Raw genomic sequence first — 24,000 nt, forward strand, 5'->3', positions numbered from 1 at the left:
CGATTGCCTTCGCCCAGATGGGCGGTTATTCTTCATGGGTTGCGAGGGGGGCTCGCTCTTTGTCGCCGGGGTTGAAACTGCGGCGAAGCGTGGGTTGATCGTACAGTCTGCCCCAGAAACGGTGACATCGTGTCCCTTCCGTTCCTCGTCCATCGTTCGTCCGGCGTGGCCCGGCGTCGCCACCGCCTGCTCGCGGCCGCGGTCGGCGCCGCCGTCGCCGTGTCCGGCGTCGTCGTCGCCGCCCCCGCATCCGCGGCAGGCGCGCCCTCCGTCCGAGCCGCCGCTGCGGCCGCCGCACCTCTCCTGTCCGATGCCATGGATCGCACCGTCGCCTCCGGGTGGGGCGCCTCCTCGGTCGGCGCCTGGCGCGTCGTCGAGGGCACGTCGAGCGTCACGAACGGGCGCGCGATGCTCGCCAGCCGAAAGCCCGGGATCACCGCCAGGGCGACCGTTTCCGGGGTCACCGCCACGGATGTGGCGAGTCGCTTCTCGGTCTCCGTCCCGGCGCTGCCCGTCGGGGGCCCCCTGTACCTGGCCCAAGCTGTGCGCGTCGTCGGCAAGGACTCCTACGGCGTGCGCCTGCGGGTGCACCCCGACGGGTCTGCGTACGTCTCGGTTGTCCGGCTGACCGATCTCACCACGGTGCAGAGCCTGAGCGAGCGCCGCCTGCCGGCGACGGTGAAGAACGGCACGACTCTGCGTGTGGCTCTCGACGTCACGGGAACCGACCCGGTGACGCTTTCCGCGAAGGCGTGGGTCGACGGCAGTGCCGAGCCCGCCGCGTGGCAGGTCACGCACACGGACTCCTCGGCTCGCAAGATCACCGCTGCCGGTGGCTACGGGTTCGCGCTGTACACGTCCTCCGGGGCGCAGGCCGCCGTCCCGCTGGCGATCGACGACGTCCTGGTAGCCGCGCCGGCCCCCGCCACGACCCCCGCACCCACTCCGACGCCGGCTCCGACGCCAGCTCCCGCTCCGGCCCCGGCTCCGGCCCCGGCCCCCGCCCCGGCCCCGCCCGTGACGCCGACGACGCCTGCCCCGCCGACGACGCCCGCCGGGGTGCGCGGGAAGCCGGGCGCAGCCGCTCCCGGATCCTTCTCGTACCCCGTGCCCGCCACGGCCGTGTACGCGTCGCCGAGCGGGTCCGATGCCGCCGCCGGCACGAAGAGCGCCCCGGTGCGCACGATCGCCGCCGCTCTGCGGCTGGTGGCGAACGGAGGCACGATCGTCCTCCGCGGGGGGACCTACCACGAAGAGGTCATCGTCCCCGCGCAGAAGCGCGTGTCGATCCAGCCGGCCCCGAACGAGGCGGTCTGGATGGATGGCGCGAAGGCCGTCTCCGGGTGGAGGGCCTCGGGGAACACCTGGGTCGTCGACGGCTGGGGCACCGCGCTGGATTCGAGCCCCACCTACACCAAGGGCGCACCCGACAACACCAACGCGGACTGGCGGTTCATCGATCCCGCCCATCCGATGGCCGCGCACCCGGACCAGGTCTGGGTCGCCGGTGCGCAGCTGCGGGAGGTGGGCTCCGCCGCGGAGGTCGTCGCCGGCACCTTCTTCGTCGATGACCGCGCCAAGCGTCTCGTGATCGGCACCGATCCGACGGGCAAGACCGTGGAAGCCAGCGTCTTGACGCAGGCGCTGTCGATCCGCTCCGCCGGCTCGGAGGTGCGCGGCATCGGCGTCCGGCGGTACGCCACGAGCGTTCCGCAGATGGGCACGGTGATCGCCGCGGCGGACGACATCACCCTCGCTGACGTGACGATCCGCGACAACTCGACCACCGGTTTCTACTCGTGGGGGCAGCGTACGACGTTGACCCGGGTCTCGCTGATCGGCAATGGTCTCCTCGGCGGTGGCGCCTCCCAGGCGGACGGGTTGAAGGTGCGGCAGATGCTCTCCACGGGGAACAATGCAGAGCACTTCAACCATGCCCCGGTGTCGGGCGCCTTCAAGGTGACCCGAACCCGCGGCGTCACTGTCGCCGACAGCGCCTTCACCGAGAACGCCGGACGCGGACCCTGGTTCGACGAGTCCACGATCGACATCGTGTTCACCGGGAACGACGTCATCGGCAACACCGGCCACGGCGTGATGGTGGAACTCTCGGAGCGTGCGACGATCGCGGACAACATCATCGCGAGGAACGGCGAGTTCGGTCTGTTCGTGCTGAACGCGGGCACCGTGAAGATCTGGAACAACACGTTCGTCGGCAACGCCAACCGCAACATCAGCATCGGTCAGGATGAGCGCCGGGCCTCCGACCCGAACGCGGCCGGTCACGATCCCCGCACCCGCTACGCGCCCCTGGCGCCGTGGATCGTGCGCAACACCGTGATGTCCAACAACGTCATGGCGGAGAGCGCCGGGAACTGCCTCGTGTGCGTGCAAGACTTCTCCACCACCTTCACGGGCGCCCAGATGATGTCGAGCGTGAACGGCAACCTCTATCACCGCGCTGCCGCGGGCACCCCTCGCTGGTTCTCGGCGTGGTCGAAGGGGTCGGTCTCGCGGGATCCGGCGGTCGCCGACACCCTGGCCGCGTTCACGGCGGCGACGGGCCAGGATCGTCGCTCGCAGTTCGTGGAGGGCGCCTCCGTGGTGTCCGCGGCGTACGTGCTGACCCCCGCCCAGGCTCAGCAGCAGGCCGCGATCGCGGTCCCGGTTCCTGCGGATATCGCTTCGGTATCGCGACTCCCCGGCAACAGCGCGACCCTGGGGGCCCTGTCGCGGTGACGATCTAGGTATGGGTTCTCTTCTCGCTGTCGGCGCCCGCGCGCTGACGATGGTCATCGCGCTGGTCTGCGGCGTTCTCACGACACGGATGATCATCGGAGACGCGGGCGTCGGCAGCTTCGCCCTCTACACGCTGCTCACGACGATTCCGTCGCTGCTGACGTTCACCGACCTCGGCAGCGGTGCCGTGCTCGTGAACGCCGTGGCCACGAGTGACGACGTCCGGACGGACGAGAAGCTGCGCTATCAGCTGACCTCCGTCGGACGGGTGCTCCTGCTTTTCGCGGCCTCTGCGATGGCGATCAACACCGTGCTCCTCGCCACCGGAGCCTGGGAGCTCATCTTCGGCGACGCCGGGCAGCAGCCGGGGGCGTCGCTGGCGGCGTTCTTCTGCGTCACGATCTTCTGCCTGGGGATCCCGCTCGGCATCTGGGCGCGGATCATGCTCGGGCAGCGCAAGAACCACATCGTGATCCTGCTGCAGGGCCTCATCTCGCCGCTCACCCTGGCCGGCGTCTGGCTGCTCCTCACGTTCGGTGGCGACGACCTCCACTCCTATGCGGCCATGGCATCCTTCGCCGCGTCGCTCATCGTCTCGATCCTGGGCGTGCTCATCACGGCGCGCACCACGTCGCCGCTGATCCCCGAGGCCGCCCGCATGGTGCTGCGGCCGCGACGTTTCCCCGGCGTCCGGGTCATGGACGTCGGCTGGCCGATGCTGGCGCAGATGGTGACCTATCCCATCGCGGTGGGGTCGCAGCGCTACGTGATCGCCCAGCTCGGCGGCCCGACCGACGTGGCGGAGTACGGGGTGGCCGGCCAGGTGTTCTTCGCGCTCAACGGCCTCGTGATGGCCGGTGGTCTCGCCCTCTGGCCGCACTTCGCCCGCATGCGGCATCAGGGCGACCTGCGCCGCGGACCGTTCCTGCTCTCCGCGCTGTTCGCCACCGCGGTCGCGCTCGCAACGGTCATGGTGTGGCTCGTCGGCCCCTGGCTGTTCGGATTCATCACGCAGGGGGAGCTGGAGGTCCGGCCGACCACGATCTTCGCGTTCGGGCTCATGATCATGCTCACGGCGGCCGTGTACCCGCTGGGGATGTTCATCATGGACAAGCCGGGTATCCGCTTCCAGGTGATCCCGACCTTGAGCATGGCCGCCGTCGGGATCATCCTCGCGTTCGTGCTCACGCCGATCCTCGGCATCGTCGGGCCGCTGGTCGGCGTCGCGTTCGCGCTGCTGGTCTGCCAGCTGATCCCGTTCTCGATCTACATCGTGCGCAATCGGGCGCGGCTGACCGCCGACGCCCCCGCGTCGGTGTGACCCGCGGGCGGACCTCGCGGGTCAGTCCAGGACGCCGGCGGTGACGCCGGCGCGGTAGACCGCGGGAGCGTGCCGGCGCAGGGCCTCCTCCCGGCTCGCCGCGACGCCGGCGACATGGTCGTCCCAGCGCGCGCGGACATCCTCGAGCGCGGTCGCGATCGCGCCGGCATCGTCCGGAGCGACCAGCTGCGCGGTGGCGTACCCGCCCGCGGCTTCCCGCAGGCCGCTGCTGTCGCTCGCGATCACGGGACGGAGTCCGAGCACGCCCTCGACGGCCGTGTTCCCGAACGGCTCGTCCACTCGGGACGGTACGACCAGGACATCGGCCTCGGCGAGGAAGGGCCAGATGTCGGGATGGAACCCGGCGAAGGTGACGGGGACGCCGGTCTCGTCGGCGCGCGCGCGCAGGTCCCGCTCGAACCACTCGTAGCCCTCGAAGACCGCGCCGAGCAGCGTGACCTCGATCGGACCGCCCGTGGCCTGAAGCGCGGCGGCGGCGTCGATGACCAGATCGGGACCCTTCCGCGGCGAGAGCCGGCCCACGTAGAGCACGCGGAGGGGGCCGTCGAGGCGGGAGCGCGGCGGAGCAGGGTGCTCCGGTGACGCGACGCCGTTGGCGACCACGCGGGTCCGGTCGGCGAGGGCCGGGAGCGCGCGCCGGATCGTGTCCAGGCTGAAGCGGCTGTTCACCAGCGTCCGGGCGGAGGCGAGGTGCGGCGCGTAGAGAAGCCGGTTCACCAGCGTGCTGCCGGAGGCCTCGGCCTCATGCACGTGGCTGACCGCGCGCGTGCCCCGGAGTCGGGCGATGAGAGGCCACTGCGGAATGATGATCGTCGACACGTAGACGGCGTCGGGACGGACGCGTCCGATCAGCCGCCACGCGGCGCCGAGGCCGCGGAACATGTCGCGGAAGAGGCGGGGCAGCCCCCGCGGGGTGAGCAGGACCTTGCGCAACACGAGCATCGGCAGGATGACGACCTCCGCGCCGGCCTCTCGCAGCGGGGCGACGAGGAGACCGGTGCTCGGCAGGGCGACCACGACGCGGGCACCCGCCTCGACGAGGCCGGTCGCGCTCTCGAGGAGCATGCGGTCGGACCCGAACATCTCCGCGCCGGGATGCACGAGGAGGACGGTCTTGCGGTTCTCTCGCGCGGTCATCGGGCGGCGTCCGCGGGGGCGGGGGCCCAGTCTGTGCTCCGTCGGCGTGCGCGCCGGGCGGAGGAATGGATGCTCGAGCCCTCGGCGAGGCGGCGAGCGAGGTCTTCATATTCGTCGGTCACGTCGTCCCACCGGAACCGGGTCCGGGCGATCTCCTGCACCGCCGCGGCATGCGCGTCGCGTGCGGCCGCATCGCCCTCTGCGGCGGCCACATGCGCGGCGAAGTCGTCCGCATCGGCGAAGAACCACCCGTTGCCGTCGAGCACCTCGCGGTTGAAGGGCACCTCGTAGCCGATCACGGCCGTGCCCGCTCCCATGGCGCGCAGAAGCGATGGGTTGGTGCCGCCGACGGAGTGACCGTGCAGGTAGGTGGCGGCGTGCGCGTAGAGCGCGTCGAGCAGCTCCTGGTCGTACACACCGCCGACGAGGCGGATCCGCTCGTCGCCCTCGGCGGCGTTCCGGATCTCCTGGATGTACCCGGCCGCGTACGGTGCAGACCCGACGACCACGAGTGGGAGGCGCGCGGTGCTGGCCCGGTAGCCGCGGACGATCTCGAGGACGTGGTTCTCCGGCTCGAACCGCGCGACGACGAGGTGGTAGCCGCCGGGCGTGAGATCCATCTCGGCCAGACGATGCGTCGGCGGCTCGTCGAGGATCGGCGCACCGTAGCGGATCAGCTCCGTCGGCACGTCGAACTGGTGGCGGTAGTAGTCGGAGATGCCGGGGGCGTCGGCGATGAGCGCGTCGGCGGTGCGGACGCCGAACTGCTCGGCCCAGCGATAGTAGGCCTTGCCGCGCGGACCCCACTTCGAACGGCGCCACTCCAGACCGTCCATGTGCAGGGCGACCGGCGCGCGGCGCAGCCGGAGCAGGGGGAGGAACGGCGAGTTCGCGGCGTTGAAGACGAAGGTCGCGTCGGGCCGGCGGTGGACGAGCAGGTGCAGGGTCGAGAGCCCGGTGTGGCTGAGCGTCTCGATCTGCTTCACGGGGACGGCGGGCAGATGCACCACGCGCATGCCGAGGTACCGCTTCTCCCGGTGCTCGGAGCCGCGGGTGTACACGACGACGTCGTGCCCGCGGTCGGCCAGCCGGCGGCCGACCTCCTCGATGGCCGTCTCGAACCCGCCGTAGGCGGCAGGCACGCCGCGGGTCCCCACCATCGCGATCGTGAGGGGTGTCGTAGTGCTCATCCGCTCAGTATGCCCCGCTCGGCTGCGCCATGACCTTCGCGGTGCGCCACATGATCTGCAGATCGTTCATGACCGACCAGTTCTCCACGTAGCGCAGGTCCAGCCGCACGCTCTCGTCCCACGACAGGTCGCTGCGCCCGGAGACCTGCCACAGACCCGTGATGCCCGGCTTGATGTAGAGGCGGCGGAACACGGTGCCGTCGTAGGCTGTGACCTCGCTGGGCAGCGGCGGACGAGGGCCGACGACGCTCATGTCGCCGACGAGCACGTTCCAGAACTGCGGGAGCTCGTCCAGCGACAGCTTGCGCAGCACCTTCCCGACACGGGTCACGCGCGGGTCGTCCTTCATCTTGAAGAGCAGGCCGGCGCCCTCGTTCTGCTCCTTGAGCGCCGCGAGCTGCTTCTCGGCGTCGGTGCGCATCGAGCGGAACTTCACCATCTTGAACCGGCGGCCGTCCCGTCCCACGCGCTCCTGGAAGAAGAACACCGGGCCGGGCGAATCGAGCTTGATGAGCGCGCTGAGCACGGGGGTGAGCAGCGCGATCGGGATGAGCGCGACGGTGGCCACGGCGATGTCGAGCGCGCGCTTGAGAAGGTGCACCCCGCCCTCGTAGGTCGGGATCTTCACCTGGATCAGCGGGAGGCCGTCGACCTGACGGAGCGAGATGCGCGGGCCCGCGACATCCGTCAGGCGGCTCGAGAGGACGAGCTCGGCGGCGGTGCCCTCGAGCTGCCAGCTGAGCTGCTTGACGAAGTCGGGGGACCCCTCGGGGCGGCTCGCCACGATGATGGTGTCCGCCCCGAGCTGTGCCGCCGCCGCGGCGACGGTGTCCAGATCGCCCACGACCGGGTAGATGCTCTCCCCGATCCTGAGCGCGCCGGCATTGCGATCCAGCAGCGTCGTCCCCACGACGTGATAGCCGTTCTCCCCGCCCTTCTGCAGGGAGTCGATCACATACTCGACGTCCTCGGTGGCGCCGACCACCAGTGTCCTCGACGCGAAGCGACCGGACAGACGCTGCCGCTGCAGCCAGCGGCGCCAGGTCCAGCGGGCGAAGAGGAGACCGAGCATGCCGACCGGGAGGGCGATGAAGAACAGCGGCTGCAGTCCTTCCCACTCCAGGAGCACGCCCGCGATGGCGGTGATGCCGAAGGCGAGTCCCGCCGCGTGCGCGACGCGACGGTACTCCGTGGCCCCGGACCCGAAGATGGCGGCGGCTCGGCTGTTGAGCGCCGACAGCATCAGGTACCAGGCGAGACCCAGCAATGCGGCGTTGCGCACGGCCTCGATCACCGCGACGCCGGAGACCAGCTGGACCACCGCCGTCAGTGCGACCGCGATCAGGATGACAGCCGCATCCGTGATCCGCAGCCGCATCCGATAGCGACGCTCCCACTGGCGGCGTCGTTCGAGCGTCGCCGACACGCGCGGCGTGCTCGCCGCAGGCGTCACCGACGCGGTCGCTCGCGGTGCCGTGATCGGCGTGAAACCCGTACGAGCGATGCTCAGAGCATCCTCGACGGAAGTCATGCCGAGGCCCCTTGAGCCGTGAATGTACGCAGATAACCCCAGTGCGCCATCGTTTCCCCAGTTTTCCCCAGACCGTGAACCCCACGTTCACGGACACGTCTGCGTCCCGACCCCTCGGGTCCTGCTGATGCTTCGCGATCCCACATCGTGAAGGTCCTCGTCGTCCCAACCGACGAGGCGTGCAGCAGGCACTGCAGACGTCCAACACTGTAGCGGATCCGCCCGGCGGAGGGAAGCCGTTCCGCGGACTCGGTGAGATCCGTTCCGGAATACCGCCCAGCGCCGGGCGGGCGGGGCTACTCTTTCGCGGTGACCACGCACCAGACACCGAGCACTCGCTTCCACCTGCGTTCCATGGCACCGCGGGACCCGCGTCAGCCGCACCGCACGGCGAGCCCGTTGGAGCTCTTCTTCGACCTCGTCTTCGTCGTGGCCGTGAGCATCGCCTCGGCCCAGCTGCACCACGCGCTGAGCCACGGGGATTTCCTCCACGGCATCACCTCCTACGCGATGCTCTTCTTCGCGATCTGGTGGGCGTGGATGAACTTCACCTGGTTCGCGACGTCGTTCGACACCGACGACTGGCCGTACCGGATCGCCACGTTCGTCCAGATGGCGGGCGTCCTCGTCCTCGCCGCCGGAGTCCCGCAGGCGTTCGAGGAGGGGAACTTCACCCTCCCCGTCGTCGGCTACGTGGTGATGCGCGTCGCGATGGTGGCCCAGTGGCTTCGCGCCTCGCGGACCGAGGAGCCGCTCCGGGGCGTCGCGCTCCGATACGCGCTCGGGATCGCGGTGGTGCAGGTTCTGTGGATCCTGTTCCTGCTCATCCCGTCCGGTCCGGTCCAGCTCGTCGCGTTCGTCGTGTTCGCGCTCATCGAGGTCAGCGTCCCGGTGTTCGCGGAGCGCCGAGGACAGACGCCGTGGCACCCGCACCACATCACCGAGCGGTACGGTCTCTTCACCCTCATCGTGCTGGGCGAGAGCCTCCTCGCCTCCGCGAATGCGATCATCGACGCGCGAGACGAGGTGGAGGCGCTCGGTCCACTCCTCGCCATCTCGGCGCTGGCCTTCATCGTCACGGCCGCGCTGTGGTGGATCTACTTCTGGCCGCCCCACCACCGCGCCATCACGACCCTGGGGCGTTCCCTGCGCTACGGCTACACGCACTACTTCGTGTTCGCCGCGGCGGCGGCGTTCTCGGCCGGTGTCGAGGTCGAGCTGGATGTGATGACGGGGGAGAGCCACCTCGCCCCGGTGATCGCCACGTTCACCGTCTCGGTGCCGATCGCCCTCTTCCTCCTGGGGATCTGGTGGATCGCGATCCGCGACAACGCCGACCGCGTCGTCAACGCGGTCATCCCCCTCGGCGCGCTGCTCGTCCTGCTCGATCCGTTCGTGCCGGTGCCCGTGGCCCTGACGGCGACGGTCATGGTGGCGATCGTGATCGTGCTGGTGATCCGGCCGCCCGTTGCTCGGGGAACTGTCGTCACGGACGAGTGATCCGCGGCGTCACACGCTGGCTGCGAAGAGCTCCCGGCACTCGCGGCGCAGGCGCGCGATCGCCTCGCCGTCGCCGCGCAGGTGGCGGATGAGGGTGTGCTGGAGCATGCCGTCCGTGAGCGCGTACGCGAAGAGCGGCGTGAAGCGACACGGGCGTCCGCAGAGCTCGGAGTAGCGCTCGACCACGCGCCAGATGGCATCCTGCAGATCGGCCTCGACCTCGGCGATCGTGTCGCCGAAGCCCGACTCGAACAGGGACTGGTTGCGGAGGTCGTACCAGAGCCGGTGCAGGCGGGCGTCGTCGTGCACGCTCCTGGCGAGCTCCTCGGCGGCCCCGGTCGCCAGCTCCTCCGCGGTCTCGGCCCTCTCCAGCACGGCGAGGTAGCGGTCGCCGAGCCCTCCCTTGGATATCCGCACGGCCTCCGCGATGAGGTCGTTCTTGTCGGTGAAGTAGTAGTGCAGCGACCCGTGGGAGAGCTCCGAGTGCTGCGCGATCTCGCGGAGTCCCGTCCGCGCGAACCCCCGCTCGGCGATCGCCTCCAAGGCCGCTTCGGCCAGTGCCCGTCGGCGGAGCGCGAACTTGTCCACCCCTGCGCGTTCCGCGCGCTTCTCCGCTGTCGTCATGCTGTCCCCCGGTCTCGTCCCCTTCGGGATCGGTGCGGGCAATGCTATGGCATTCCGACGGATCTGGACAGGTGTCCGGGAAAAACTTGACAGGTGCCAAGTGGCATGTTCCACTGGATGCGCCACGGCCGCGCATGTCCCCTGCATGACGGCCGTCTTCGTGGCCGCGCGCGCGATTCCCCCCTCGCCCCGGCCCTGCGCTGGCCGCCGAGTTCTTCGAGCGCCAGCGCTGCAGAGCGGAGCGATGTCCCCGCATCCTCCGCTCTGCTCCTGACTCCACAGGAGCCCCAGGGATCACGCATAGCTTCTTGATTGTTCACCCGTCGAGCATGGGGGCAACGCCGCCGACGCTCGAGAGGAGCTCATCATGAGCCGCATCCCCGAACCGACCCCCACGCCGCAGGGCCCCATGTACGAAGGACGACTGCTGGACCGCGCGGACGAAGAGGTCGTCGACCAGGGCGTCGCCTTCGACCTCCGGACGCTGATGAGTCGTCGCGGGCTGCTGATCGGCGGCGGGCTCGGCCTCGGTGCCGTCGTCCTCGCCGCCTGCGCTCCCGGCGCCACCGGATCGTCGTCGACGACCGCCACCCCCACGCCCAGCGCCACCGGCACGGCGTCGGCTACGGTCACGGAGATCCCCGACGAGACCGCCGGCCCCTATCCGGGCGACGGCTCGAACGGTCCGGACGTCCTCGACAAGGCCGGGATCATCCGCCAGGACATCCGTTCGTCCATCGACGGCGGCGCCACGGCTGACGGCGTCCCGCTCTCCTTCGAGCTCCAGATCGTCGACCTCGCGAACGGCGGGGTGCCCTTCGCCGGCGTGGCGGTCTACGCGTGGCACTGCAACGCGCAGGGGGAGTACTCGCTGTACTCGTCCGGGCTCGAGGACGTCTCCTATCTGCGCGGGGTGCAGGTCGCCGACGACGACGGGAAGGTGTCCTTCACCTCCGTCTTCCCCGGGTGCTACTCGGGTCGGTGGCCCCACATCCACTTCGAGGTGTATCCGGACGCGGCCTCGATCACCGACGCGTCGAACGCGATCGCCACGTCCCAGCTCGCGCTGCCCGATGACGCGTGCAGCGCGGTGTATGCGGAGACGGCCTACTCCGGATCGGCGGACAACCTGGCGCGGATCTCTCTGACCTCTGACAATGTCTTCGGCGACGACGGCGGGGTGTCGCAGCTCGCCACGACGACGGGGAGCGTCACCGGCGGATACGCCGCGACCCTCGTCGTCGGCGTCGACACGACGACCACGCCGAGCGCCGGCGCCGCGCCTACGCGTGGCGGCGGGCGTCCGCCCGGCAGCTGACGCTCTCGGCGCGTGGTTCGTGGATCTGCTAAGCTGATCGTGCAACGTGTGCGTTTCGCCTCTCTCGGCCGCCTCGTCGCCACTGATCAGGGCCATCCACGGACCACGCACATCGACGCGCGCGGAATCCGCCCTCGGTCTCTACACGTGCGGAGCGCGAGCGCGCCCGCCCCACAGCAATGAGCATGAGCATGAGTACCACCACCGCCCCTTCCTCCATCCCTCTCACCTGGAAACAGGCCGACGTCGACGTGCACGTCGCCACCCGCAACGGTGAGTTCGCCGGATTCGTCGAGTTCGACGGATCCGCGCACCGACTGCGCGACGAGCGCGGCACCGACCTCGGGCCGTTCCCGTCGCTCGACGACGCCTTCCGCGCGCTCGCCGCCGCGCAGCAGCCCGCCCGGCCGGCGGCCTCGACGACCCTCCCTCGCACGCGCGGTCGTCGGCCGCGTCGAGCACGGGCCTGAGTCGTATGCCGCCTCGCGTATGCGCGCGGGGTTAGTGTGGCCACAGCGATCGGCAACCGCCCTTGGCTTCTTCAGCTCAAGGGCTCCCGATCGACAGGAGAGCATCATCTCCCGCACATCCTCCCCGACCGTCATCGCCGCCCTCGGGCCGGTTCGTCAGACCTACGCCGGGAACGCCGAGTTCCCCCCGCTCACCCGGGCCTACCGCGATGTGCAGCAGGTCGTGAAGGAGACCGGGCTCCTGCAGCGCACTCCTGTGTTCTACACACTGATCGGCGCGGCCCTCGTCGTCGCCTTCGCCGGCTGCGTCGCGGGCTTCCTCCTCCTCGGGGACAGCTGGTTCCAGCTCCTCATCGCCGCCGCCCTCGGTGTCGTCTTCACGCAGGTCGCCTTCCTCGCCCACGAGGCGGCGCACCGTCAGATCCTCTCCACGGGGCCGGCGAACTTCCGCCTGGCACGCGTGCTCGCCGGCATCATCGGCATGAGCTACCACTGGTGGGACTCCAAGCACACCCGTCACCACGGCAACCCGAACCAGGTCGGCAAGGACCCCGACATCCAGGTCGACACCATCTCCTTCCTGGAGGAGGATGCGGCGCAGTCGCGCGGCATCGTCCGGCTCATCACGCGCACGCAGGGGTGGCTGTTCTTCCCCCTCCTGACGCTCGAGGGGCTCAACCTGCACTTCCTGGGTCTGAAGCACCTGACGACGCGGAAGAACGTGAAGGGTCGCTGGATCGAGCTCGGACTCATCGTGCTCCGGTTCGCCGTCCTTCTCGTGCCGCTGTTCCTCCTGCTCCCCGTCGGCATGGCCTTCGCGTTCCTGGGCGTGCAGCTCGCGGTCTTCGGCGTCTACATGGGCGCGTCCTTCGCTCCCAACCACAAGGGCATGCCGGTCATCGCCCCCGACGCCAAGCTCGACTTCTTCTCGAAGCAGGTGCGCACGTCGCGCAACATCCGCGGCGGATGGTGGGTGACGGGGCTGATGGGCGGCCTCAACCACCAGGTCGAGCACCACCTGTTCCCGAACATGTCGCGGCTGCACCTGTCGAAGGCACGCGGCATCGTGCGCGACTACTGCGCCGCGAACGGCATCCCCTACACCGAGACAAGCCTCGGGCAGTCGTACGCGATCGTCATCGCCTACCTCAACCGCGTGGGCCTGGCGGCGCGCGACCCGTTCGACTGCCCGGCGGCGGCACAGCTCCGCCGCGCCTGAGCACACGGAGACGACGAAGGGGCGAGCAGACACCTGCTCGCCCCTTCGTCGTCTCTGCGCGGGATCAGCGCTTCGAGGAGTCGTCCGTCTCGATGACGTCGATCGTGATCTTCTCCAGAGGGTGGTCGTCGTCGAACTCGTCGTCGAGCACCTCATCGCCGCGGAAGGTCTCGACCGATGCCTCGACGACGTCGTCCTCGGTCTCGTCGTCGTCCTCGTCGATCGTGGCCTCGGTCACCGCGATCTCGGTGGGAAGGCCGTCGTCGCTGAAGATGCCGTCGGGGCGGATGAGCTCGCGCACCTCGGCCATGAAGCTAGTGAGCTGCTGCTGCTGCCACCGCAGCTGACGGGCGCGGTCCTCGGCATCGCGGAGAACGGTGGAGGTGTGTCCGGTGACCGCGTCGACGATCTTCTGCGACTTCACGCGGGCACGCTCGAGGATCTCCCTGGCGCGCACCTGGGCGTCGGCCTCGATCGCCTGCGCCTGCGAACGCATGAGCTTCTCATAGCCGTCCGCCTTCGCGGAGATGCGCTGCGCGTGCTCCAGCGAGGCCGTGACCTGCTCGTTCGCATCGGTTGTGATGCGCTCCGCGTGGGCGACGGCCTGGTTGTGCAGCACGAGGAACTCCTGCTGCGCGTCGTCCTGACGACGGGTGAGGGTCTCCTCGAACTCCAGCACGCGGGCGTTCATCTCACGGACCTCGCGCTCGGCGTCGGCACGCAGCTGCGTGGTCTCGCGCGTGACCAGGGAGCGGAGTGCGGCGGCGCCCTTCTCGGCCTCGGTGCGGATGGCGGTGGCCTCCTGAGAGGCCTGGCTGACCTTCTCCGCGGCGTGCGCCGCCTCGCGCTCGATGCGCGCCTCGTGGGCCGTGTACTCGGTCTCCATCTTCAGCCGCACCTGGTCGGCGTCGCGCTGCGCCTGCGAGATGATGCGCTCGGCGTCGGCCTCCGCCTCGGCGCGCTGCGCGGCCACTTCCTCGCGGGCAGAGGTCATCAGGCGGTCGGCCTGCACTGCGGCGTTCTGGATGAGCACGTTCGCCTGCTCCTCGGCCACGCGCAGGATCGCCTCGAACTGCTGACGCGACGGTGCCTCCTCGCCATCGGCCTGCGGCATGTCGACGAGCTCGGAGGTCAGGGTCGCCACCTGCTGCTCAGCCTCGGCGGCCTTGGCGTTCGCGGCCGCGAGCTCCGCCTCCAGGGCTTCGCGGGCTTCGCGCTCTTCGGCCTTGATGGCCTCGACGGACTCGGCCTCGCGCGCCTTCGTCTCGGCCAGCTCGTCGGCCGCCTGCTGGAGCTGCGTGCGCATCGACGCCAGCGCGGCGTCGACCTCGTTCTTGTCGTAGCCCCGGAAGCCGATCGTGAACGCCGAGGTGGACGAGGAGGACGACTCGCGCGGAGTGGTCTCGATCAGCTGATCGAAGAAGTCCGGCGACCGGTCGTCGTCGCGGGGGGTGCCCGAGGAATCGCTCATGGGTTCAAGCCTTTCTGGCGTGTCCGCGACACGAAGCGGTCTTCGTTTCCGTGGACGGGTTCGCAAGCACGGGGAAGGAGGCCCCGGCGTGCACCGCGTCCGGGTCCTCATCGGAGTCCCTGCGGGGCGCGGCGCGCGTCTAGCCTAATTGCGTCGCCTGTGAATCGTGACCCCTATTTGCACGGGCGGGCAGCGGCACGATCAGGCGCGACGGAACCAGCGGGCGTTGCGGTCGTCGAGCAGGTCTCCGCGCTCGAACGCCGAGACGGGTCCTTCGCTCACCTCGATCCGGCGCGCTGCCGCCTCTGCGGTCACCCGTTCCCGCAGCTCCCGCCACAGCGGCGCGGTCTGCGGGAAGCCGAGGTAGTCGCGGAACGTCTCCATGCGCAGGAGAGCCCCCTCGGCGTCGGGAACGAGCCGCACGACGGTGTCGTCCGGTTCGACGAAGCGGATGCCGACGGTGCCGTCGTCGAGGACGGTGTAGGCCTTCTCGCGGCCCGTGACCGCCGCGCGCAGAAGCGCGGCCGCGACCTCCGGCGGCGCCTGGATCCGGAGCGTCGCCCCGAGGTCGGTGAGCAGCTCCGTCATCCGGGCGGCGGTGAATCGCGCGCCGGCGCGGGCACCGGCCGCGGTGGAGCTGCGCCGCACCCATCCGGGGAGGAAGGCCGCACCGACGAGGAGAGCGATGATGACGACGACGAGAACGACGGCGAGGCCCATGGTGCCGACGGTACACCCGCGCGTGCGCACGCTGCTCCAGCGGGGGCATGGAGAAGCCGCGACGCCGCGTATCGTGGGCGCATGGTCGCATCCACGCTCGACGACATCGCGGCGACGCTGTATGCGGCTCCGCCGGAGGCGTTCACGGCCAGCCGGAATGCGCGGGTCAAGGAGATCAAAGATCCTGCGCTCGCCGCGGAGGTGAAGGCGTTGCGGAAGCCGTCGGTCGCCGCCTGGGTGGTCAACCTGTTCGCGCAGGAGAGGGCTGCCCAGCTCGGGGAGGCACTGGCGCTGGCCGCGGAACTGCGCGACGCGCAGGAAGACCTGGATGCCGCCGCGCTGTCCACGCTCAGCAGGCAGCGCCGGGCGCTGACCCGCCGGCTCGCTGAGAGTGCGGCGGACCTCGCGGGGTCCCGCGGAGAACGCGTGACGGCGGCCACGCGGGACGCCGTCGAGCAGACGATCTCCGCAGCGTTCTTCGATCAGGATGCCGCTGCGGCCGTCGCGTCCGGACGACTCGTGCGGGCCCTCGAGCCGTCGGGGACCGCTGACGACACCCGCGATGCCGTGGCCGGCACGCTCCCCACCCTGCAGCCGCAACCCCCGCGCCCGCGAGACGAACTGGAGGAGCGGCGGAAGCGGCGGGACGCGGAGCGGCAGGTGGCCGCGGCGGAGAAGGCCCTGGCCGCGGCGGAGCGGGCTCTCACGAAGGAGGACGAGGCGGTGCGGGCACTGAGCGACCGCGCCGAGGAGCTCGCGGACGGCATCGCCGAGGTGGAGGCGCAGCTGGAGAAGCTGCGTCAGGAGGCCGACCGCGTCGAGCGCGACCGTCCCGCCGCGGAGCAGAGGCGCACGGCGGCCGCGGAGAAGAAGGACGCCGCTGCCGAGGCCGTGCAGGCGGCGCTCCATTGCAGGAACGACGGAGATGAAAGCTGCCGTGTCGATCTCAAACAGCTGTGGCTCCAACAACTCGCCGCCAACCCAGATCATGACTTCGAAGCCGCGGCGAACGACGGGACTCACGAAGACTTGCACGCGTCCTGGCTTCAGCAGGCACCAACGGTCTGAGCCGTCATGGCGCAGACTACGATCCGTGCGGGCAGACCTCCAGCCGCGCGAGCTTAGAATGACGTCGAGCTCATCGTCCACTCCGTGCTCGTACTCGTCATCCGCTGAGTCATAGTCCTCGTCATCAAATCCGCATGCCTCGGGGGCCCTTTGCGGAGAGCCACTGACCAACTCTCCGGCCTCTGGCACGATCGCCGCAAGTGCTTGACTGTGCGCGATATACACAGCAGCGACGAGGTCCGATACGTTCGTTTTCGCGTCTGGAGGAAGACTGTCCCACCGTGCGTGGTCGTCGCCTGTCAGCCGGGCCTGAGTATCGCTAAACCTCTTTGCCGTTTCATCGATGATGCGAACTTGGAAGGGATCCATTTCATCTCGCCATGCGTTCCCTGTCACGAGTGCTCCTTGATCTTTGGGGTTGCCGGCCGGATCAACGCCGCCCGACGGTCTGGATAATCTTCATAACCGTCTCGACGTCGCCTCCGTCTACGAGCCATGCATTCGAGTTTGGCGTGCGACTGCGATGAGGTTCCTCCTGCGGCGTGTGCATGAACTGTGCAGAGATGAGCCATGCAGGGTCATCCGACAAGCGGACGATGGCGTCGACGAGGGCTTGCACGTCTTCGTGTGTCGGTCGTGAACCGTCGCCGTGCCCTCCGTTGGTTCGTGCCATGAGCTGAACGATATGTCATTGCCGCGGACTAAAACCACAAGTTTCGTGGAGTGCGGGATGCATTCCGAAAGGATTTCTACTCATGTATCAATGAGTCCGCCATTTTTGCACGTCGCGACTCTGCGAATTGGCAGCTTTGCCTTTTCTGCGAGTGGTATTAACGCCATGTGAGGGATGGACAAATGGACCAGCCGAGCGTCACGTCGTTGACGCCGAGCGAGCGCACGGTGACGCTGATCGCCTTGGACATCGATGGCGTGCTCAACGGCTTTAAGAACACTCGCGGAGAGCAACTGGCCGTGGCGGAAGTCGGTAGGTGGAAGATCCGCTGGAGGCCGCTGGTGGTCGGAAGGCTTCGAGCGATCCTCGCTCGCTCGGACGTCCAGGGCGCCTGGCTGACTACCTGGCTGGAGCAGCCGTGGTTACTCGACGAGTTCGAGGCTGCGCTCGGTCTCGACGGGCTGATGCCTCATCGCGCAGATCATCCCTCGGTGGATACTCGCGAGGGTAAGACGATCATCGACCAACGCTTTGACCAGAGCATCGCATTCGACTCGAACTCCGAGTGGTGGTGGAAGCGTCGGGCCGCTGAACTGCTTCTTGACCGTGTGCAGCCGGCGCGATTCGCATGGATCGACGATGAAATCGGGAACGTGGGCATCAAGGCCGACCCATGGGGACCGCAACAGAATCATCAGCGCCTGCTCCTGCGGACAAGGTCCTTGCCGGGGCTCCTGCCGCGCGATCTGCAGCGGGTCGAAAGCTGGCTGAATGAGGACGCTCCCTAATAGCGCCTTTGCCGAGGCCAGTAGCCAGTCGTGCCGCTGAGGATGCGGGGCAAAGGTGGCGCTGTCATTCGGGCGGTCAAGGTCTGCTGACTCGCGGGACGTCAGCCGCCCCGAATGCTCGGTCCGGGAGATGTGGTTGGGTGCCGCCGTAGCGCTCGTAAACACGTGCAGCGTATGCCTAACGCTCATTGTGGCCGCGTGCATGTTCCACGCGGCGCGTAGCGACGTCGCGGCCCATCAACCAGGATTCCGCAAAGGGGTGTTGCCCAACGGCTCAGGCGACTGAGCACCGCCGCTGGAGCCTGAATTGAGCTCCGCCCCTGGAACGGTCCGTACGTTTCGCTCTCAACCCCGAAAAATGGGGCTTCGCGCCGATAGTTCGGATAACTGTGAATATCGGCGGTTAGAAACACACCCCTTGAAGTGAGATGGGGCTGAGCACGAGCTTAACTGTCGGAACCGCGTTGAAGTGGCACAACCCCGCTTTGCGTGCCACGCCTGGCATTGCTGACAGCATGTGTCACCCATGCTCGGTGGCCACGCCGTTGTGCGATTCAGCCAAAACTGTTCACTTGTCGTTTCCGTGCGTATTGGGTTCGGCAGAGGGTTGCGGTGGGTTTTCGTCAGCGTGTCGTACGCTGCAGCAGTGCGCCCAGGTGACTGCCGAAGACGATCGTTTTCGGCGGGAGATGGACCCCGGAGCCTAGACCGAGGAATACCCTGAATATTGTTCGCGATGCTGCGCGGGTACTCGCTGCGGGAGCCGCGTGGCTCGGATGGGTATCCCCGGTTCTCGGGACCGTCATGTATATGTGGGGCGGGGCGCCATTCCATACCGGCGCGGTGAGTGAGCTGCGGGCGCGCACGCCCGGGCCTGTCGTCAGGATCGTCGCCTGTGCGACGCGGTCGCAGAGCGCGGCGTCATCGGGTCCGGTCAGTGGTTGTGCCGGGCGTCCTGGGCTTCGGGGTCACGCATAGGAACGCCCCGTAAATTGAAAACTGTGCCACTCGCCCCAACGGTCAATGCAACTCGTCCCGGTGGTTCTTGCCGCAACCGTGCTTCTCTCCGTGCGGTCGGAGCCGCGCTGGCCGCGGTCTTCATCGTCGGCCTGAGCGCCTGCGCGCCCGATCCGGTCAGTGAATCGTTTCTCAGCGGAGAAAACACGGGCTTTGTCTCCGGCGACGGTGCGATCGTAGAGATCCCTGAGGCTGACCGTGGAGACCCTGTCGACTTCGGCGGCATCACAGAGACCGGCGAGAAGCTTGACAGCGCTGACCTTGCAGGCGAGGTTGTGGTCGTTAATTTCTGGTACGCCGGGTGTGCACCCTGCCGTGTCGAGGCGGCCGACTTGGAGAGCGTCTGGCAGGAATACAAAGGGAACGGCGTCTCGTTTGTCGGGATCAACACCCGTGATCAGGCCGATACCGCCGCCGCATTCGCCAACGAGTTCGGTGTCACCTATCCGAGCCTGATCGATGCCGACACGGCGGAGGCCAAGCTCGCCTTCGCCAAAGTCGTTCCGATCGCCGCCACCCCGACCACTCTGGTGCTCGACAAGCAGGGCCGTGTTGCCGCGCGCATTATCGGTCCGATCGAGGGTACCTCAATCCTGTCCACACTCGTCGAGGACGCCCTCGCGGAGTCGTCGTGACGATCTCGGCGACGCTATGAATCCCGAAGCGATCATCGGATCCGGCGCGCTCTGGCTCGCAATCCCTCTCGCCATGCTCGCCGGACTCGTGTCGTTCCTGTCCCCATGCGTGCTCCCTCTCGTCCCGGGCTACCTCGGCTTCCTCGGGGGAACGGCCGCTCCGCGAGGCGCTGCGTCTCGCGGAGCTCGCTCAACAACCGGGGATGCCGGATCGCCGTCGCGAGGACGGCTACTGTTCGGAGTGCTGCTGTTCATCTTCGGGTTCAGCATCGTCTTCGTGTTCATCACGGCACTCAGCGGCACGGTGGGCGTCTTCCTGCTGCAGTGGGGTGACCTGATCACACGGATCCTCGGTGTGATCATCATCATGATGGGGCTCGTGTTCCTCGGCTTCTTCGGCTTCGCCCAACGTGAGCTGCGCTTTCACATCGATTCCAAGTACGGCATTGTCGGTGCCCCGCTCCTGGGCATCGCGCTGGGCATTGGCTGGGCACCCTGCATGGGCCCGACCCTCGCCGCCATCGTGGCGATCTCTTTCAACGCCGGCGATCCCGTGCGTGCCAGCTTCCTCGGGCTCGCGTACTCCCTGGGCCTCGGTATCCCGTTCCTGCTCGTCGCTCTCGGATTCGGATGGGCGACGAAGACAATCGGGTTCCTCCGCCGACACATCCGCGTCGTGAACGCCATCGGCGGGGTGCTGCTCCTCGCGCTGGGCGCCTTGATGGTAAGCGGAATCTGGACCGACATCATGTCCCGGCTGACGGCGGTGATGGGCACCGTCATCCTTCCGCTCTAAGACTGGCGAGGCAGCGGACAGTGAAGCGGTGAGTTCCGAGGAGAGCCTCTCGATGGCCGCCGATGCCTGCAGCCCCGATCGGTTTGGTGCAGACGATGTCAACGGCGGGATCCTGCGGTTGCAGTCATCGGGGATCGACTGGCGACCCACAACGGTCGTGGCGCCACCGAGTAGGGAATGAGATGGAAGCTTGTTCGCGCATCGCCCGCGGGGTGGGGAGTGGGCAGCCCATTAGCGATTGGTCATCCACTGCTGTACAGTCAGTGTGTGCTGACTATTACTTCCCGTATCGACGTGATGAACCGGCTTGGCCGGGCGATGGCAGATCCCACGCGCTCACGGATCTTGATGACTCTGCTCGAAGGACCCAGTTATCCTGCAGTGCTTTCGCGGGACCTGGTCCTTACCCGTTCAAACGTTTCGAACCACCTGACATGCCTACGCGATTGTGGCATCGTGGTCGCCGAGCCTGAAGGTCGCCAGACCCGCTACGAGATCGCCGACCCGCATCTTGCAGCGGCCCTCGTCGCGCTCGTCGATGTGACGCTGGCTGTCGACGCGCATGCGCCGTGCGTGGATTCAGCGTGCATGGTGGCTGGTTGCTGCGCGACGGGAGTGGACGCGTGAGCGCGGCGTGCGGCTGCGAGCACGAGCCCTCTAGTACTGCTGACGAAGAATCCGACGCGGTCGAGCAGCCCTGGTGGCGAGACCGCGGGATCATGGTGCCTGTTTTCTCCGGCATAGCGTTCCTGGTCGGACTGATTCTCGAGTGGTCGGGTCAGGAGATCCCGGCGCTGGTACTGTTCTGGATCGGCCTACTGCTGGGTGCGTCGACGTTCACGCCCGGTGCGATTCGGAAGCTCTTCAAGGGCAAACTCGGCATCGGGCTGCTGATGACAATCAGCGCCATCGGAGCAGTCGTCCTCGGCTACGTGGAGGAGGCCGCGGCCCTGGCGTTCTTGTACTCCATCGCTGAGGCACTCGAGGACAAGGCGATGGACCGCGCCCGCGGCGGGCTGCGTGCACTGCTCAAGCTCGTACCGGAGACAGCGACCGTCTTGCAGGGCGGCACTGCCGTGCACGTCCAGGCGAGAGAGTTGATGGTCGGTCAGGTCATGGTTGTCCGACCGGGCGAGAGGATCGCGACCGACGGGATCGTCCGCTCCGGTCGCTCCAGCCTGGACACATCGGCTATCACTGGCGAATCGATCCCGGTCGAGGTCGAGCCCGGCGATGTGGTCTCGGCCGGCGCGATCAACAGTGTCGGTGCACTGGAGGTCGAGACAACTGCGGCCGGCAGCGACAACTCGCTCACCACGATCGTTGAGCTGGTGGAGAAGGCGCAGACGGAGAAGGGTGAGCGTGCTCGTCTAGCCGACAAGATCGCCCGACCGCTGGTGCCAGGCGTTCTGATCCTCGCGGCGCTCGTCGCGATCATCGGTTCGGTGCTGGGCGATCCTGAGGTGTGGATCACCCGCGCGCTTGTGGTACTCGTTGCGGCGTCTCCGTGTGCGCTCGCGATCTCGGTACCGCTGACGGTCGTCGCCGCGATCGGTGCGGCGAGCAAGTTCGGTGTAATCATCAAGTCCGGTGCTGTTTTCGAGCGCTTCGGTACGGTCCGCCACGTTGCCGTCGACAAGACCGGCACACTCACCCGCAACGAACCGGCAGTCACCGCCGTCCTCACCGCGAACGGCGTGACGGAGGCTCAGGCCCTGGCGTGGGCGGCAGCGTTAGAGCAGCACAGCACGCATCCTCTGGCTGCCGCGATCACCGCAGCGGCCCCGGGTACTCTGGCGGCTGCCGATGTGACCGAGCAGCCCGGGCACGGCATCGACGGCACCGTTGACGGATCGAGAATCACCGTCGGCAGCCCCCGCTGGCTGGACGCCGACGACCTGACGGACCGGGTGGCGGGGCTCGAGGAGCAGGGCATGACCGTCGTGATCGTGCACCGTGACGGGTCCCCGGTCGCCGCGATCGGCGTTCGCGACGAGCTGCGTCCCGAAGTCCCCGACGTGGTCCGGACGCTGACAAGACAGGGCATCGGCGTGACGATGCTCACCGGCGACAACACCCGCACCGCTCGTGCACTGGCTGCGCAGGCCGGCATCACTGACGTGCGAGCCGAGATGCGCCCCGAAGACAAGGCGGCCGCGATCGGTGAGCTGTCGAAGGCAGGGGCGGTCGCGATGATCGGCGACGGCATCAACGACGCTCCGGCCCTCGCTGGCGCGGACATCGGTATCGCGATGGGCGCGACCGGCTCCGACGCGGCGATCGAATCCGCGGACGTCGCGTTCACCGGCCATGATCTCCGCCTCATCCCACGGGCGTTCGATCACGCCCGCCGAGGGCGACGGATCATCAACCAGAACATCATCCTGTCGCTGCTGATCATCACGGCACTGCTCCCGCTCGCACTCTTCGGAGTGCTGGGGCTCGCGGCCGTCGTCCTGGTCCACGAGGTCGCGGAGGTCATCGTGATCCTCAACGGGCTGCGAGCCGCCCGCGCACACACTCCGCGGCTGGAAAGCTGATGCTCGCAACCATCGGATCAGCGATCGGCTTGTTCGCAGCGACCAACATCGACGACATCGTCGTGCTCACCGTGCTGTTCCTCGCCTCAAGCCGGGGGAAGCCCCGGCCCTGGCAGATCGTCGCTGGCCAGTACCTCGGGTTCATCGCCCTCGTCGTGATCAGCGTGATCGCCGCGCTCGGCCTCACGATCGTCCCGGACGAATGGGTCGGTTTCCTCGGCCTGATCCCGCTCGGCATCGGTATCTGGACGCTTGTCGCCGGCCTGCGCCGCAACGGCGATGACGATGACGACGACGCCAAGATCACCGCGGTTGGAATGTGGGGTGTTGCGGGGATCACGATTGCCAATGGGGCGGACAATATCTCTTTGTACACGCCGATCTTCCGCACCACCGCACCCGGCGACGTCGCCGTCATGATCGTCGTGTTCCTCGTTCTCGTCGCCGTCTGGTGCGCCGCTGGACGGCTGATCGGCACCAACAAGGCTGTCACTGAGGGGCTGGAACGCGTCGAGCACTGGCTCGTCCCGGCCGTGTTCATCGGTCTGGGTCTGTTCATCCTGATCGAATCCGGCGTCATCGTTCGTCTGATTGAGGTCCTCGCATGACGTCGCCCGAGGCAGAAGCTCGCCCGTCCGCTCCGCGGAAATTGTCGCCGGCACAGCGCTGGCAACTCACTGGCGGAGCGCTGCTGATCGCCGCGGTTGTTGTTCTGATCGATCAGGGAACGAAAATGTGGGCGGAAGCAAGCCTCACCGAACGCGAGCGCATCCCCCTGATCGGGCGGCCTGGCTGGTTGCAACTTGCTTACAACCCCGGAGCGGCATTCTCCTTCGGGGAGGGCTACACCTGGGTCTTCGCGCTACTCGCCGTCGCCGCCACCATCGCAGCGATCGTATTCGCACTCCGAGTTCAGCGCCCAGGTTGGGCGATCATCGTCGGCGCGCTCGGCGGAGCTGCAGCATCACACGCAGGCGATCGTCTCTTTCGGGGCCTGGATTCGCCCGCGGACATGTCGTGGACTTCCTCGCCTATGGGAACTGGTTCATCGGGAACATCGCCGACATCGTGATCTTCGCAGCGGCGATCGCGGCGCACTCCTAGTCTCGGCGACCTTCTGCGGCAGCGACTGGACCAGCCCTCCGACGCGCGTGACCTCCGCGGCTTTGGCCGCTTCGTTGCTTTTGACTCGTTGGAAATCGTCCCAACCGAGATAGGACGC

General features: G+C 68.1%; 20 protein-coding genes. 14 read left to right on the forward strand and 6 right to left on the reverse strand.

Annotated features, from left to right (window positions below):
* The first annotated feature begins 129 nt into the window (after positions 1-129).
* Both AUV07_RS08615 and AUV07_RS08620 read left to right on the forward strand, forming a co-directional pair.
* Positions 130-2,739, forward strand: a complete 2,610-nt coding sequence (locus AUV07_RS08615) for a right-handed parallel beta-helix repeat-containing protein (RefSeq protein WP_269454384.1) — start codon at positions 130-132, stop codon at positions 2,737-2,739.
* Positions 2,740-2,749: 10 nt separating this feature from the next.
* A complete protein-coding gene (locus AUV07_RS08620) occupies positions 2,750-4,060 on the forward strand; it encodes a hypothetical protein (protein WP_062635452.1) in 1,311 nt (436 codons plus the stop codon).
* Between the two features lie 21 nt (positions 4,061-4,081).
* On the opposite strand, the gene AUV07_RS08625 is transcribed toward AUV07_RS08620, so the two are convergent.
* Genes AUV07_RS08625 through AUV07_RS08635 form a run of 3 tightly spaced genes read right to left on the reverse strand, consistent with a single transcriptional unit; the run spans position 4,082 to position 7,939 of the window.
* The gene (locus AUV07_RS08625) at positions 4,082-5,218 is read right to left on the reverse strand and encodes a glycosyltransferase (RefSeq protein ID WP_062635454.1); all 1,137 of its coding nucleotides are present in this window, start codon (positions 5,216-5,218) and stop codon (positions 4,082-4,084) included.
* Positions 5,215-6,408 (reverse strand): DUF1972 domain-containing protein, encoded by a 1,194-nt coding sequence (locus AUV07_RS08630; RefSeq protein ID WP_062635456.1) that lies wholly within the window; start codon positions 6,406-6,408, stop codon positions 5,215-5,217. Before AUV07_RS08630 ends, AUV07_RS08625 begins: the two co-directional genes overlap by 4 nt.
* A gap of 4 nt (positions 6,409-6,412) precedes the next feature.
* Positions 6,413-7,939: a sugar transferase gene (locus AUV07_RS08635; RefSeq protein ID WP_062635462.1), complete on the reverse strand. Its 1,527-nt coding sequence runs from the start codon at positions 7,937-7,939 to the stop codon at positions 6,413-6,415.
* A 354-nt stretch (positions 7,940-8,293) separates the two neighbouring features.
* Between AUV07_RS08635 and AUV07_RS08640 the strand changes: the two genes are divergently transcribed.
* The gene (locus AUV07_RS08640) at positions 8,294-9,439 is read left to right on the forward strand and encodes a low temperature requirement protein A (protein ID WP_062635465.1); all 1,146 of its coding nucleotides are present in this window, start codon (positions 8,294-8,296) and stop codon (positions 9,437-9,439) included.
* Between the two features lie 9 nt (positions 9,440-9,448).
* Here AUV07_RS08640 and AUV07_RS08645 read toward each other — a convergent pair whose 3' ends face one another.
* On the reverse strand, positions 9,449-10,063 hold the full coding sequence (locus AUV07_RS08645; protein WP_062635467.1) for a TetR/AcrR family transcriptional regulator: 615 nt from the start codon (positions 10,061-10,063) through the stop codon (positions 9,449-9,451).
* 367 nt (positions 10,064-10,430) lie between these two features.
* Here AUV07_RS08645 and AUV07_RS08650 point away from each other — a divergent pair, with 367 nt between their 5' ends.
* The 3 genes from AUV07_RS08650 to AUV07_RS08660 all read left to right on the forward strand — a co-directional run bounded on the left by AUV07_RS08650 (position 10,431) and on the right by AUV07_RS08660 (position 13,070).
* The gene (locus AUV07_RS08650; protein ID WP_062635469.1) at positions 10,431-11,381 is read left to right on the forward strand and encodes an intradiol ring-cleavage dioxygenase; all 951 of its coding nucleotides are present in this window, start codon (positions 10,431-10,433) and stop codon (positions 11,379-11,381) included.
* Positions 11,382-11,572: 191 nt separating this feature from the next.
* Entirely contained in the window at positions 11,573-11,851 is a 279-nt protein-coding gene (locus AUV07_RS08655) for a hypothetical protein (RefSeq protein WP_157523989.1), read from the forward strand.
* A gap of 19 nt (positions 11,852-11,870) precedes the next feature.
* Positions 11,871-13,070, forward strand: a complete 1,200-nt coding sequence (locus tag AUV07_RS08660; protein WP_082802892.1) for a fatty acid desaturase family protein — start codon at positions 11,871-11,873, stop codon at positions 13,068-13,070.
* A 64-nt stretch (positions 13,071-13,134) separates the two neighbouring features.
* Here AUV07_RS08660 and AUV07_RS08665 read toward each other — a convergent pair whose 3' ends face one another.
* The gene (locus AUV07_RS08665; RefSeq protein WP_062635473.1) at positions 13,135-14,541 is read right to left on the reverse strand and encodes a hypothetical protein; all 1,407 of its coding nucleotides are present in this window, start codon (positions 14,539-14,541) and stop codon (positions 13,135-13,137) included.
* Between the two features lie 201 nt (positions 14,542-14,742).
* Positions 14,743-15,261, reverse strand: a complete 519-nt coding sequence (locus AUV07_RS08670; RefSeq protein WP_062635475.1) for a hypothetical protein — start codon at positions 15,259-15,261, stop codon at positions 14,743-14,745.
* An 81-nt stretch (positions 15,262-15,342) separates the two neighbouring features.
* Here AUV07_RS08670 and AUV07_RS08675 point away from each other — a divergent pair, with 81 nt between their 5' ends.
* From AUV07_RS08675 to AUV07_RS08705, 8 genes are all read left to right on the forward strand, one after another.
* Positions 15,343-16,329, forward strand: coding sequence for a hypothetical protein (locus tag AUV07_RS08675; RefSeq protein WP_062635477.1), 987 nt, complete (start codon positions 15,343-15,345; stop codon positions 16,327-16,329).
* Positions 16,330-17,184: 855 nt separating this feature from the next.
* Positions 17,185-17,790, forward strand: coding sequence for an HAD domain-containing protein (locus AUV07_RS08680; protein WP_029266251.1), 606 nt, complete (start codon positions 17,185-17,187; stop codon positions 17,788-17,790).
* A 1,001-nt stretch (positions 17,791-18,791) separates the two neighbouring features.
* Positions 18,792-19,442, forward strand: coding sequence for a TlpA family protein disulfide reductase (locus AUV07_RS08685; RefSeq protein WP_029266249.1), 651 nt, complete (start codon positions 18,792-18,794; stop codon positions 19,440-19,442).
* Between the two features lie 16 nt (positions 19,443-19,458).
* Complete coding sequence (locus tag AUV07_RS08690; RefSeq protein WP_029266247.1) at positions 19,459-20,238, forward strand: cytochrome c biogenesis CcdA family protein; 780 nt, start codon at positions 19,459-19,461, stop codon at positions 20,236-20,238.
* A gap of 267 nt (positions 20,239-20,505) precedes the next feature.
* On the forward strand, positions 20,506-20,865 hold the full coding sequence (gene cmtR / locus AUV07_RS17300) for a Cd(II)/Pb(II)-sensing metalloregulatory transcriptional regulator CmtR (RefSeq protein ID WP_081859720.1): 360 nt from the start codon (positions 20,506-20,508) through the stop codon (positions 20,863-20,865).
* The gene (locus AUV07_RS08695; RefSeq protein WP_062635479.1) at positions 20,862-22,778 is read left to right on the forward strand and encodes a heavy metal translocating P-type ATPase; all 1,917 of its coding nucleotides are present in this window, start codon (positions 20,862-20,864) and stop codon (positions 22,776-22,778) included. The genes cmtR and AUV07_RS08695 overlap by 4 nt, the downstream gene beginning before the upstream one ends.
* Complete coding sequence (locus AUV07_RS08700) at positions 22,778-23,386, forward strand: cadmium resistance transporter (RefSeq protein WP_029266243.1); 609 nt, start codon at positions 22,778-22,780, stop codon at positions 23,384-23,386. The genes AUV07_RS08695 and AUV07_RS08700 overlap by 1 nt, the downstream gene beginning before the upstream one ends.
* On the forward strand, positions 23,383-23,850 hold the full coding sequence (locus AUV07_RS08705; protein ID WP_231868230.1) for a signal peptidase II: 468 nt from the start codon (positions 23,383-23,385) through the stop codon (positions 23,848-23,850). Before AUV07_RS08700 ends, AUV07_RS08705 begins: the two co-directional genes overlap by 4 nt.
* Positions 23,851-24,000: the final 150 nt, after the last annotated feature.

It is taken from the genome of Microbacterium sp. CH1, assembly GCF_001595495.1.
GTDB lineage: Bacteria > Actinomycetota > Actinomycetes > Actinomycetales > Microbacteriaceae > Microbacterium.